Annotated in this window: 13 protein-coding genes; 9 read left to right on the forward strand and 4 right to left on the reverse strand. The window is 35.7% G+C overall.

From position 1 onward, the window contains the following. Positions 1 to 37: 37 nt before the first annotated feature. Entirely contained in the window at positions 38 to 454 is a 417-nt protein-coding gene (locus B5P40_RS24580) for a pyridoxamine 5'-phosphate oxidase family protein (RefSeq protein ID WP_002140268.1), read from the reverse strand. Positions 455 to 633: 179 nt separating this feature from the next. Here B5P40_RS24580 and cax point away from each other — a divergent pair, with 179 nt between their 5' ends. After that, positions 634 to 1,689 (forward strand): calcium/proton exchanger, encoded by a 1,056-nt coding sequence (gene cax / locus B5P40_RS24585; protein ID WP_016103262.1) that lies wholly within the window; start codon positions 634 to 636, stop codon positions 1,687 to 1,689. 81 nt (positions 1,690 to 1,770) lie between these two features. After that, positions 1,771 to 2,568: a YfkD famly protein gene (locus tag B5P40_RS24590; protein WP_002125017.1), complete on the forward strand. Its 798-nt coding sequence runs from the start codon at positions 1,771 to 1,773 to the stop codon at positions 2,566 to 2,568. A gap of 192 nt (positions 2,569 to 2,760) precedes the next feature. On the opposite strand, the gene yfkAB is transcribed toward B5P40_RS24590, so the two are convergent. Then, a complete protein-coding gene (gene yfkAB / locus B5P40_RS24595) occupies positions 2,761 to 3,888 on the reverse strand; it encodes a radical SAM/CxCxxxxC motif protein YfkAB (RefSeq protein WP_063219475.1) in 1,128 nt (375 codons plus the stop codon). A 213-nt stretch (positions 3,889 to 4,101) separates the two neighbouring features. Between yfkAB and B5P40_RS24600 the strand changes: the two genes are divergently transcribed. From B5P40_RS24600 to truA, 6 genes are all read left to right on the forward strand, one after another. After that, entirely contained in the window at positions 4,102 to 4,284 is a 183-nt protein-coding gene (locus B5P40_RS24600) for an SE1561 family protein (protein WP_002010264.1), read from the forward strand. A gap of 352 nt (positions 4,285 to 4,636) precedes the next feature. Further along, positions 4,637 to 6,160: a class I fumarate hydratase gene (gene fumA / locus B5P40_RS24605; protein WP_002091168.1), complete on the forward strand. Its 1,524-nt coding sequence runs from the start codon at positions 4,637 to 4,639 to the stop codon at positions 6,158 to 6,160. 126 nt (positions 6,161 to 6,286) lie between these two features. Further along, positions 6,287 to 7,069 carry a delta-lactam-biosynthetic de-N-acetylase gene (gene pdaA / locus B5P40_RS24610; protein WP_002029593.1) on the forward strand — a complete coding sequence of 261 codons (783 nt, stop codon included), beginning with the start codon at positions 6,287 to 6,289 and terminating at the stop codon, positions 7,067 to 7,069. A 59-nt stretch (positions 7,070 to 7,128) separates the two neighbouring features. Continuing rightward, positions 7,129 to 7,992: a DNA-3-methyladenine glycosylase family protein gene (locus B5P40_RS24615; RefSeq protein WP_002125025.1), complete on the forward strand. Its 864-nt coding sequence runs from the start codon at positions 7,129 to 7,131 to the stop codon at positions 7,990 to 7,992. A 10-nt stretch (positions 7,993 to 8,002) separates the two neighbouring features. Beyond that, a complete protein-coding gene (gene rlmD, locus B5P40_RS24620; protein WP_002029595.1) occupies positions 8,003 to 9,382 on the forward strand; it encodes a 23S rRNA (uracil(1939)-C(5))-methyltransferase RlmD in 1,380 nt (459 codons plus the stop codon). Between the two features lie 83 nt (positions 9,383 to 9,465). After that, entirely contained in the window at positions 9,466 to 10,203 is a 738-nt protein-coding gene (gene truA / locus B5P40_RS24625; RefSeq protein WP_002125027.1) for a tRNA pseudouridine(38-40) synthase TruA, read from the forward strand. A gap of 52 nt (positions 10,204 to 10,255) precedes the next feature. Here the strand turns inward: truA and B5P40_RS24630 are convergent, their stop codons facing one another. Next, on the reverse strand, positions 10,256 to 10,453 hold the full coding sequence (locus B5P40_RS24630; RefSeq protein WP_002140273.1) for a hypothetical protein: 198 nt from the start codon (positions 10,451 to 10,453) through the stop codon (positions 10,256 to 10,258). A gap of 81 nt (positions 10,454 to 10,534) precedes the next feature. Continuing rightward, positions 10,535 to 11,938, reverse strand: a complete 1,404-nt coding sequence (locus B5P40_RS24635) for a sigma-54 interaction domain-containing protein (RefSeq protein WP_002191842.1) — start codon at positions 11,936 to 11,938, stop codon at positions 10,535 to 10,537. Positions 11,939 to 12,239: 301 nt separating this feature from the next. Here B5P40_RS24635 and B5P40_RS24640 point away from each other — a divergent pair, with 301 nt between their 5' ends. After that, a complete protein-coding gene (locus B5P40_RS24640; protein ID WP_002010281.1) occupies positions 12,240 to 12,494 on the forward strand; it encodes a biotin/lipoyl attachment domain-containing protein in 255 nt (84 codons plus the stop codon). Positions 12,495 to 12,508: the final 14 nt, after the last annotated feature.

Consider the following 12,508-nt stretch of genomic DNA (forward strand, 5'->3'; position numbering starts at 1 on the left):
TGACAGGGGTCACTGCAAAGGGGGGCTTGTTTTTATTTTATAGTCGTAAAAACTCGGGCTCGGTCGTACCAGCACTATCGATGTAATAAATTGTATCGGGATTGATTTTTATTAGTACGTAATTAGGGTCTTCCGCACCGAGTAACCAGCGTTTTAAGCTATTAGTCCAAAATTTGTTTTTTAATGTTTGATCTTCTTCGATGGAAGCTATACCTTCAACTTCAATGTAATCCTCATCTAATTTCTTTCCTTCACGTCCAAGTAGTACATGTACATTGGGGTTTTTTTCAATATCTGTTATCTTTTTTGAATTTCGATCTGTTGCAACATATAGTACAAAATCTTCGTGGAAAAACATCATAAAGGCGCTATGTGGCTTATCGTTACGTACAGTAGATAATACACCAGTGCGTTGACCTTGAATAATAGTTGCGATTTTTTCTTTTAAGTGCATATTTTTAGCCTCTTTTCATAATTCATAATTTTTTCTGTCTGGACAAGATAATTTAAATATCTTTCATACTGTTTTCTTCAATCCGATTTTTTAAACGTAATTGTGATGAAATCGGACAAGTTAGGAGATGAATAATAATAATATCGAGGAGAAATACATACGATGGAAGGATGAAAAGCATGTTTAATAAAATATTTCTCATAGTAGCGCTTATAGGTGTACCACTTTCTGTAATCGGAAAAACACTTCATTGGCCACAAACTATTATGTTTGCTGTATACTGCATTACTATTATTGCATTAGCTGGTTTTATGGGGAGGGCGACAGAAAGTTTAGCAATTGTTTCTGGGCCTCGGATAGGTGGTTTATTAAATGCAACTTTCGGTAATGCCGTGGAACTTATCATTTCAATTTTTGCACTCCAGGCAGGATTAACAGAAGTTGTTTTAGCTTCCTTAACTGGTTCTGTACTTGGAAACTTATTACTGGTAGGAGGGTTATCCTTCTTTATAGGTGGCCTTAAGTATAAAAGACAAAGTTTCAATGTTTATGATGCAAGACATAATTCAGCTTTATTAATATTTGCTGTTGTCGTAGCCTTTGTTATTCCAGAGATTTTTTCAATGAAGATGGATGCTGGAAAGACGTATCAATTAAGTATTGGTGTTTCTATTATCATGATCATTATGTACCTTGCTGCATTGCTATTTAAGTTAGTTACGCACCGCGGTGTATATCAACATAAGAGCGATGAAGAAGTACATGAGGAGGAGCCTGAGTGGTCGAAAGGTAAAGCGCTACTCGTTTTAGCGATAGCAACAATTGCGGTAGCTTATGTTTCAGAGGCACTCGTACATACTTTTGAAACGGTTGCAAAGTCATTTGGCTGGTCAGAGTTATTTATAGGGGTTATTATCGTTGCGATTGTTGGTAATGCAGCAGAACATGCATCTGCAATTATTATGGCGTATAAAAACAAAGTGAATATCGCCGTTGAAATTGCAGTAGGTTCTACATTACAAATCGCCATGTTTGTTGCTCCTGTGTTAGTACTTCTTTCGATGCTTTTTGCACAAAAGATGCCTCTAGTATTTACAATACCAGAACTTGTTTCTATGATTACAGCTGTTTTCTTAACTATCGCCATTTCAAATGATGGGGATACAAACTGGTTTGAAGGAGGCACTTTATTAGCTGCGTATGTCATTATGGGAATTGGTTTTTATTTATTATGAAAAATAGGGATAACAATGCTTCAGAGGGAAAACACTAAATACAGTAATTTATATACCTTTACATAGGAAGGAGCCAGACAGGTGAAACGAGTATACAGCATATGTCTTTCAACCATGGTCTCGTTTATTTTATTATTTCCTAACAGTAGTTTTGCAAAGACAACGGTAGAAGTAAAAATGCCTTCATCTGTTTTAAATATTTCAAAGGATAATACATTTCCAAATGACGCACAAGATTTACCGCGTTTACAGCCAAGTAAGTTTGCGCAAGAACTATTGAAAACAGCAAATATCAAAATTGAAAACCCAGATTTAATTCGAATGTTTAATGAAACGACAATTTCGAATGCACCGCTTGCAGTAGGGTACCGAGCGAAAATTTATTTAGGGCAATGGGCATTAAATTATGAGTCAATAGACACATCGATTAATTGGGAATATAAGCAAGTAAATCGAAATGTATATGATAATCGCGGAGGGGATCGCTTATACCCACTTCGCTATAAGCAAGAAACCCAAAAGACAATCGAAGGTGATTTAACAGCAGATATGAAAGATACTACAGATGTGAAAAAAATGATGCTTCTAAAAGCGCTTGAAAAAGTACAATTGCCACTTTCATTTAAAACAACCATTGGTTATGGTACCGGACATGAGCGTGTTTATAATATTAGTCCAAGTCAACTTGGATATTTATATGCGTATACACCAGCAGTAAATGAAAAAGGAAAAGTAACATTTGGAGAAGTCTACCTTGTGTTAAAAGGGAATCAAAAAAAGCTTGTCGTGAAAAATATTACATCTCAAGGAATCGGAGCCGCTATTCCAATTCATGATCATTTATTTTTTAAATTTGTTTCTTCATCGCATGCACAATGAAATAAAAAACGTCAGCCTATAAGCTGACGTTTTTTATTTATCCCGCTATTTGCGGGCAGTAAAACTCCCACCTCAAAATTCGGCTGGAGCAAAGAAGTTAGGTGGGAGGCCCTGCTGCCCGTAAACTCCCGATTGGTGTGGGCTAATAATCAGTGGGGGATGAACAAAACAACCACTGATTAAAGTTTCACTTTATAACATAATGTTTGATGTTTTTGATAAGAAATCTTCTTTTGGATAGTAGCTATTTTTTACAAGAACGTTTGGTCCAAGGCATTTCACGGCAGGACAATGGCAACTTAATGATTTTGCTGTTTTTGAGTCACACCATTTGTCGTAAGCTTCTTGTAGTGTATTTGTTTGTACATTACCTAGAAGCGGGACATCACCGAAGTCGGTCACGATAATATTTCCATCGAAAATATTTACGTTCAAACGAGAACGACCATCTGGATCATTGCGGACAGTTACATTTTTACTTTCATGTAATTTCTTTAGTGTAGCTAAATCGTGTTTATTATCACTACATGCATAGAAAGGTAATGTTCCGAATAACATCCACACATTTTCATCACGGATCTCTAATAAATGTTCAACTGCATTTCGAATTTCTTCTTTTGTTAAAATTTCAAGTGTGCTAGCGAAGTCACTCGGATACATCGGGTGAACTTCATGACGTTTACAGCCCATTTCTTCAACGATTTGACGGTGAATATGTTCAATATGTGGTAGAGTTCGTTTGTTTAACATAGTTTCGGCTGATACGAGTACACCTGCCTCTGATAGAGCTTTACTATTTGTAATCATTCTTTCAAATAATTTAGCGCGCTGTTCATAAGTAGGCTTACGCTCCATCATTGCAAATCCGCCTTCAACGAAGTCATCGATTGTTCCCCAGTTATGTGAAATGTGCAATACATCTAAGTAGGGAATAATTTGTTCGTAACGTGCTAAATCTATAGTTAAGTTTGAGTTAATTTGAGTGCGAACGCCTCGTTCATGGGCGTATTTTAAGAGTGGTGTTACATAGTTGTCGACGGATTTTTTTGAAAGCATAGGTTCTCCGCCTGTAATACTTAAAGAACGTAAATGAGGAATCTCATCTAATCGTTTTAATAAAAGCTCCATCGGAAGCGGGTTTGGATCTTTCGGCTGTAATGTGTAACCAACAGCGCAATGCTCGCAACGCATATTGCATAACGTCGTCGTTGTAAACTCAACGTTTGTTAATAGTAGTTTGCCGTACTCTTCAAGGTCCATATACGCTTCCCATGGATCGTAAGAAGGAGTAATCGGCTTCATTATTTGTGATATCGTCATATGAAATACTCCTTTGACTATTGAAATAACAATTTGTCCATTCTCTATAATAGAAGAATATGAGCTTTTTATAAAGTGAAACTTTTTTGTGAAAAAAGAGAGAGGGCTTACATTATAATGAATTACTGTGACGAAATTGATGAAATTACATGCCCATAGCAATCATTTTTGCGGTATAATAAAAGCAACTCGAATTAAAAGGAGAGTGCCTTCATGGGAAAAGCAATTCAAGGTAAAGATTCACAACTAGTATATTTGAAAGAACGTTTAAATATGTTCATTGAAGTAATTGATACGATTGAACCAGAAGAGGTAGAATTAGAAGATGTAGATCGTCTTCTTGCAATGTTAGATGAATTAGAACTGAAATGTGAGCAATTTAAAAAAGACGAATAATATATTAAAAAGGCTGCCACTACAAAATTGGCAGCCTTTTTCTGTGCGGATAATAGAAGGAATATAGAAAAAAAGGTATAATCAAGTTGTGAAAAATTTCATTTATACTTTAATAGCGTGAAATAAAGTGAAACTTTACTCAGTGGGGGGTCATTCCCCACTGAGTATTAGTTGAACCAATCGGGCGTTTACGGGCAGTTGATCTCCAACCTAACTTCTTTGCTCCACCTGAATTTTGAGGTGGGAGTCTTACTGCCCGTTAATGCGGGATAAATAAAAAGCTGAAGAGCATAACAATGGAATTTTCATCTCATAACGTTTTGGTAGCGTTCACAATTGAGGGGGAAGTACAATGGAAAAGCTTCAAGAAAGCATGTATCAACTAGTTGTTGAAACGTCAACGAACTTACCGAAGGATGTTCGTCGTGCGATTCAACAAGCGAAAGAGCGAGAAAATGCAGGGACTCGTTCAGCGATGGCACTTGGCACAATTACGAATAACATTAAAATGGCAGATGATAATATCTCGCCAATTTGCCAAGATACAGGGATGCCAACGTTTAAAATTTATACACCAGTTGGTGTGAATCAATTAAAACTGAAGGAAGCTATCTATAGTGCGCTTGAGCGGGCGACAAAAGATGGTAAACTTCGTCCAAACTCTGTTGATTCTCTTTTTGGAGACAATAGCGGAAACAATTTAGGACCAGGTACACCTGTTATTAAGTTTGAACAATGGGAAAAAGATTACATTGATGCACGTTTAATTTTAAAGGGCGGCGGTTGTGAGAATAAAAATATTCAATATAGCCTGCCTTGTGAAATAGAAGGACTTGGACGAGCTGGGCGTGATTTAGAAGGAATTCGTAAATGCCTTCTTCATGCAGTATATCAAGCGCAAGGTCAAGGGTGTAGCGCAGGAGTAATCGGCGTCGGTATCGGGGGAGACCGCACATCAGGTTACGAATTAGCAAAAAATCAATTATTCCGTACATTAGATGATGTAAATCCAGTTCCAGAATTACACAAGCTTGAAGAGTATGTATTAGAGAATGCGAATAAGCTTGGCATTGGTACGATGGGATTTGGCGGAGAAACAACTTTATTAGGTTGTAAAATTGGAGTATATAATCGTTTGCCAGCGAGCTTCTACGTATCTGTTGCGTATAATTGTTGGGCATATCGTCGTCTTGGCGTAACAATTCATCCTGAAACAGGTGAAATTATGGATTGGTTATACCAAGAAGGTGAAGATACACTTCAACAAGACGCTGCGCAAGAACAAACAGAGCAGCGTGAAATCGTATTACAAGCTCCAATTACAGAAGAGCAAATTCGTGAACTTCGTGTTGGTGACGTTGTTACAATTAACGGCATGATGTATACAGGACGTGATGCGATTCATAAACATTTAATGGATAACGATTGTCCAGTAGATTTAAAGGGACAAATTATTTATCACTGTGGTCCAGTTGTAGTGAAGGATGAGAATGACAATTGGCAAATTAAAGCGGCAGGTCCAACGACAAGCATTCGTGAAGAGCCATATCAAGGCGATATTATGAAAAAGTTCGGTATTCGTGCTGTAATTGGTAAAGGCGGTATGGGTGCTAAAACATTAGCAGCTTTAGAAGAACACGGTGGTGTGTACTTAAATGCAATTGGTGGTGCAGCGCAATATTATGCTGAATGTATTAAAGAAGTGAAAGATGTTGATTTCTTACAATTCGGTATCCCAGAGGCAATGTGGCATTTACGTATCGATGGTTTTAAAGCAGTTGTAACGATGGATTCTCATGGTAAAAGTCTACATGCTGATGTTGATAAAACATCACTTGAAAAATTGGCGAGCTTTAAAGAACCTGTATTTAAGTAAAGAGAAGTGCATCTCGAATTATTCGAGGTGCATTTTTTTGGTATATATAGAAAAACATGTTCAGCATGAAAGAAAGCAGGGAAACAGAAACTACAGGTACGATTATATATGGAAAGGAGACTATTTATGAAATATAAATGGTTATATATAGGTCTCATTTTTTCAATTATGATGGCACTTGTTCCAGTTTCAACATTTGCTTATACGAATACACCACATAACTGGGGAATCCCACGTCCTAAAAATGAAACGGTGCCAGATGCAGGGAAACTATATACAGAATTACTACAAAAAAATGGTGGGTTTTATTTAGGAGATACGAAGAAAAAAGATATTTATTTAACATTTGATAATGGATACGAAAATGGATATACAGGAAAGATTTTAGATGTACTGAAGGAGAAAAAAGTACCAGCAACTTTCTTTGTGACGGGACATTATATAAAAACACAAAAAGATTTATTATTAAGAATGAAAAATGAAGGACATATTATTGGTAATCATTCTTGGAGTCATCCAGATTTTACAACAGTAAATGATGCAAAACTTCGTGAAGAATTAACGAGCGTAACGGAAGAGATTAAAAAAGTTACTGGGCAAAAAGAAGTGAAATATGTACGCCCTCCGCGAGGCGTGTTTAGTGAAAGAACGCTAGCGCTTACGAAAGACATGGGATATTATAACGTGTTTTGGTCGCTTGCATTTCTTGATTGGAAAGTAGATCAGCAAAGAGGATGGCAATACGCTCATAATAATGTAATGACTATGATTCATCCAGGATCTGTTTTGTTACTTCATGCAATATCAAAAGATAATGCAGAAGCACTTGCGAAAATCATTGATGATTTGCGCGAGAAAGGGTATCATTTTAAAAGCCTAGATGATTTAGTAAAAAGCAATCAACCGTAAGCATGTATGCTTGCGGTTTTCTCATGCTATAATGATGTGTAAAAAGGATGGGGAAACGTATGTGGAGCGAACATGTTACGTTAGAATATCCGTACCATTTTGAGGAAGTACTAAAGCGTTTATCTTTCGACCCGTTAAACGTTATTCAATTAGACGAGAAAGTAATTTATGTCCCGCTTTTTATAGACGAAGAACAGATTGTTGTTCGTTTGCAAGGGATTGGTACTGTTCAAAATCCACAGTTTTGGATCTCTAGTCAGGCAGGAGATCAAGAGAAAGTAATGAAACGAATGAGATCCATTTTTCACTGGAATGAACCGTTTCAAAATATACAAAATCATTTTTTAAACACATCATTACGTCCACTATTTGAAACATATGCTTATACTCCAATTATTTTAGAATTTGATTATTTCGCTTGTCTTCTTCGCTGTATTATTCATCAACAAATAAATTTGAAATTTGCTACTGTGCTAACAGATCAATTTGTAAAACGATATGGGACAGAGAAGAACGGCGTTTTCTTTTTCCCAACACCAGAAAGAGTAGCAAACATTTCAATAGAAGAATTGAGAGAGCAGAAGTTTAGTCAGCGAAAAGCCGAATATATAGTAGGATTAGCAAAACATATTGTAGGCGGTAAATTAGATTTAGCAAGGATACAAAACGAAACAGAAGAAGAAGTATCGGCACAATTGTTACCAATAAGGGGTATTGGAGCATGGACAGTGCAAAACTTTTTAATGTTTGGGCTTGGTCGGAAAAATATGTTTCCAAAAGCAGACATTGGAATTCAGCGCGCAGTGCAAGGTGTATTTCAATTAGATAATAAGCCTGATGATGCATTTTTAGAAAAAGTGAAACAAGAGTGTGAACCATATTGCAGTTATGCAGCGTTATATTTATGGAAAAGTATAGAGTAGAGGTGTAATAATGATACAAAAGCAACAAGAGAGTAAGTTGGAAGTTGGTCAAACGTTTCCTGTGACAATTAAACGTCTTGGGATTAACGGAGAAGGCGTTGGTTATTTTAAGAGACAAGTTGTTTTCATTCCAGGGGCATTACCAGGAGAAGAAGTTGTTGCTGAAGCAACGAAAATTCAGCGTGGCTTCGCTGAAGCGAAAGTGAAAAAAGTTCGTAAATCCTCACCACATCGTGTGAAAGCACCATGTTCAGTATATGAGGAGTGTGGTGGCTGTCAATTGCAGCATTTAGATTATAAAGAACAATTAAATCAAAAGCGTGATATCGTTGTACAAGCATTTGAGAAGTACATGAATAACAGTCTGGAAGAGAAAATTCGTCCGACGCTTGGTATGGAAAATCCATGGCATTATCGTAATAAAAGTCAATTGCAAGTGGGGCGTAAAGACGAAAAGGTTATTACAGGGTTATATAAGCAAAACTCACATCAGTTAATTGATATTTCTCATTGCATGATTCAGCATAAAGCAACGAATGAAGCGACAAAAGTTGTAAGACGTATATTAGAAAAATTAAATGTTTCTATTTACAATGAGAAAAAACAAAAAGGTTTAGTACGCACAATTGTGACACGTACTGCAGTTCAAACAGGGGAAGTGCAAGTCACACTTATTACAACAAAAGAAGAATTACCAAATAAAGATCAATTTATCGCAGAAGTGCAAAAACAAATGCCAAGTGTTAAATCAATTATGCAAAACGTAAACTGGCGTAAAACATCTGTTATTTTCGGTGATAAAACATTTAAATTAGCTGGAAAAGAAGTAATTCAAGAAACACTAGGTGATTTATCATTTGAATTATCAGCACGCGCATTCTTCCAATTAAATCCAGAACAAACAGTTGTTTTATACGATGAAGCGAAAAAAGCAGCTGCTTTAACAGGAAACGAGAAGATTGTGGATGCGTATTGTGGTGTCGGTACGATTGGACTTTGGCTTGCGAATGATGCAGCGGAAGTACGTGGTATGGATGTAATTCCAGAAGCGATTGAAGATGCAAAGAAAAATGCAAAACGCCACGGATTCACAAATGCAAAGTATGAAGCTGGTAAAGCGGAACAATGGTTACCAAAGTGGGTAAAAGAAGGCTGGCGTCCAGATGTCATTGTTGTCGACCCACCGCGTACAGGTTGTGATGATAAATTACTTGAAACGATTTTAAAAGTGAAACCGAAACAAGTTGTTTACGTGTCTTGTAACCCTTCCTCATTAGCACGTGATGTGGAAACATTAATGGAGAGCTATGAAGTGGAGTATGTACAACCAGTTGATATGTTCCCGCATACTGCGCATGTAGAAAATGTAGTGAAACTTGTTAGAAAGTAACATTCAATAAGGATATGTCCCTCACAAAGCAGGAGCTATGTGAGGGTATATTTTATTTAGCGAATGGAAGTAAGGAGAATATAATGAACAATTATAAATTGACGATTCAATATGATGGTGCGCGTTATAAAGGGTGGCAACGTCTTGGTAATAATGACAATACGATTCAGGGGAAAATCGAAAGTATAATATCTGAAATGGTCGGAAAAGAAATTGAAATTATCGGCTGTAGTAGAACGGATGCTGGTGTACACGCTTTGAATCAAGTAGCTAACTTTCAAAGTGATGAGAAGTTAGTAGAACATAAAGTAAAAAAGTATTTAAATCAATATTTACCAAATGATATTAGTATTACGAGTGTAGAAGAAGTACCAGATCGTTTCCATGCTCGTTACAATTCTAAAGCAAAAACATATCTTTATAAAATTTGGAATGAAGAGCATACGAACCCATTTATGCGTAAATACAGCATGCACGTGAATAAACAATTAAATGTGAAAAGCATGAAAGAAGCTGCGAAACATTTAGTTGGTTCACATGACTTCACTGCCTTTTCAAATGCAAAGTCTAAGAAAAAATCTATGGTTCGAGAAGTGTATACACTTGATGTTTCCGAAGAATCAGGATTTGTACAAATTAGAGTAAGTGGTAACGGATTCCTTCATAACATGGTGCGGAAAATTGTTGGAGCATTAATTGAAGTTGGATTAGGGCAATTAGAGGCGGACGCAATTCCAAACATTTTAGAGGAAAAACAACGTAATCAAATTAATTGTCTTGCTGAGGCGAGTGGATTGTATTTGGAGAATGTTGAATTTTAATAATAAGTAAAAAAATCGAGCTGATAAGGCTCGATTTTTTTGCACTCTGAAATTAAGAAGATTTCTCTTTCTTCATACGTAGCTTCAAATTCCAAAAAGCAGCAAGCATAATAGCTGCAAAGGAGCCGCTAATTGTGCCTAAGAGCTTTGCATGAGGAAAGCTGCTCATATCAATGAATAGCATTATACATAGAATGGTAGGGAAAAGACCTAAGTAGTGTAATAACTTCAACTTCTTATCATTACTCATATACATTGCCCCTTTCTAGCATATTATACGTTTATTATAACATATTTTACCAGTTTCTTTACACTTGGAGAAAGATTCATTTCATATGTGTAAGTGCAATTTTTTAATTCGATATTGTAAGTTTTGTCTACTCAATCCTAAAAATTTTGCGGCTTGTGAGATATTACCTTTATTTTCTTTAAGAATTTGATGGATATATTTCTTTTCCATTTCTTCGATTATACGTTTTAAAGTTTGTGGCGTATCAGTATTGTGACTAGTTAGCGGAGTCTGCATATTCAGTTCCTTTTTTGCTAGTTCGCGAAAGTGCGTTGGCATATGGAACGCTGTAATGATATCTTCATCTTCTATTAAGTTCATGGAGCCTTCAATTATATGTTCTAGTTCTCTCACATTACCAGGCCAATCGTATTTATAGAAGAAGTTATTTACGTTTAAATCTACATCTTTTACGCTAAGATCAAATTGGATATTGTATTTTTCAATAAAGTGTTGAACAAGATATGCAATATCTTCTTTTCGTTCCCGTAAAGGTGGAAGACATAAAGTAACAACGCTTAATCGGTAATATAAGTCTTGTCTTAATCGATTGTGTGCTATTGCTTCAAGAGGATCTTCATTAATAGTTGCTATAATACGAACATCAATTTCTTTTTCTTGCGCCCCCCCAATTCTTCGTATTGTTTTCTCTTGTATAGCACGCAATAATTTAGCTTGAAGTGCTGGGCTTAATGAGTTGATTTCATCTAATAACAAAGTTCCCCCATTTGCCTCTTCAAATAAACCAGGTTTATCTATTGCTCCTGTAAAAGCACCTCGATTTGTACCAAATAGTAAACTTTCCATTAAGGTTTCTGGTATAGCGGCACAGTTTTGCGAAATAAATGGTTTTGTTGAACGCTGGCTTTCATTATGGATGCTTTGTGCAAATAGCTCTTTACCGGTCCCTGTTTCCCCGATGATAAGTATGGAGGATGGCGTACGTATTACTCTCTTTGCTTCTGTAATGACCGATTGAATAGCTCTAGAATCACCAATTATGTGATCAAAGGTAAACTTAGTATTTTGTTTTCGAGAAAGGTTCGTTTTCATTGTTTGTTTTAAATGACTAATCTCTTTTGAAATTTCAATAGCGCCTTTAATTTTTCCATTTTCTATTATAGGAAAAGTATCGTTAATCGTCGTAATCTCTTGTCCTTTATTGTTAAAATACGTTTGTTTTATATTTTTGTTTGTTTTTCCAAGTTTTAAAGCCTCTATAAGAGTACTATTTTTATTTTCTTCAAATGCAAATACTTCTAAAGGATTTTTATCTAGCACATCTAAGCGATCCATTGATTCAATTTCCATCATTTTACGGTTATAGATAATCGTTTTACTTTCCTCATTAATAATATGGATCCCAATATCTAGTTCATTGAGTAAAGTTTCGTATAGCACATTCATTTCAATAATCTTTTTAAAATTGATTTCTTCTGTATGCATGTATTATCTTCTCCTCGTTATACCCTATGAAGACTGACTTTTTATAATTTTATTAAAATTCTTATAAAATCGCAAAATTTTTTTGCTATTTTCTCTTAAAAATTTTCAAATGATAGAAAAATTTTGCGGTTATGCAGATTTTTTTCGTAAGAAATCCTAATTTTACATAGGTATTGAGGTTGGTACGTATTTTGCATGAATAGTAGTTAAGATCTCTAAATTTAAAGAGTAGGGGGATTATGAATCTTTATAGTGTATGCAACGTTTCAGTTTCAATTAATAAGAGGGAGGAATTTATAAAGTGAAGACGGTTATAGAAGGCGTGTATAGTCCTTGTTACGGGAAAGTAGAGAAATTATTTGTTACTGAAAGTTCTTACGTATATGAGTGGGAAAAATTAGCGTTAATTGAAACAATAGATAAGCAGCAGGTGGAAATTAAAGTGGGAATCAGTGGTTATATCGAATCATTAGAAGTGGTAGAAGGACAAGCTATCGCTGATCAAAAACTATTAATAACAGTGAGGGATGACCTTTTAATAACAGGTAGTGATTAATATAAGTAGTATGT

This window comes from Bacillus sp. SRB_8 (genome assembly GCF_003264205.1).
Classification (GTDB): domain Bacteria; phylum Bacillota; class Bacilli; order Bacillales; family Bacillaceae_G; genus Bacillus_A; species Bacillus_A mycoides.

Bases quoted from the DNA above. Each gene is read 5' to 3' on its own strand.
- truA (WP_002125027.1), top strand. From the start codon at position 9,466: ATGAACAATTATAAATTGACGATTCAATATGATGGTGCGCGTTATAAA.
- rlmD (WP_002029595.1), top strand. From the start codon at position 8,003: ATGATACAAAAGCAACAAGAGAGTAAGTTGGAAGTTGGTCAAACGTTT.
- cax (WP_016103262.1), top strand. From the start codon at position 634: ATGTTTAATAAAATATTTCTCATAGTAGCGCTTATAGGTGTACCACTT.
- B5P40_RS24580 (WP_002140268.1), bottom strand. From the start codon at position 454: ATGCACTTAAAAGAAAAAATCGCAACTATTATTCAAGGTCAACGCACT.
- B5P40_RS24630 (WP_002140273.1), bottom strand. From the start codon at position 10,453: ATGAGTAATGATAAGAAGTTGAAGTTATTACACTACTTAGGTCTTTTC.
- B5P40_RS24615 (WP_002125025.1), top strand. From the start codon at position 7,129: ATGTGGAGCGAACATGTTACGTTAGAATATCCGTACCATTTTGAGGAA.
- B5P40_RS24635 (WP_002191842.1), bottom strand. From the start codon at position 11,938: ATGCATACAGAAGAAATCAATTTTAAAAAGATTATTGAAATGAATGTG.
- yfkAB (WP_063219475.1), bottom strand. From the start codon at position 3,888: ATGACGATATCACAAATAATGAAGCCGATTACTCCTTCTTACGATCCA.
- pdaA (WP_002029593.1), top strand. From the start codon at position 6,287: ATGAAATATAAATGGTTATATATAGGTCTCATTTTTTCAATTATGATG.
- fumA (WP_002091168.1), top strand. From the start codon at position 4,637: ATGGAAAAGCTTCAAGAAAGCATGTATCAACTAGTTGTTGAAACGTCA.
- B5P40_RS24600 (WP_002010264.1), top strand. From the start codon at position 4,102: ATGGGAAAAGCAATTCAAGGTAAAGATTCACAACTAGTATATTTGAAA.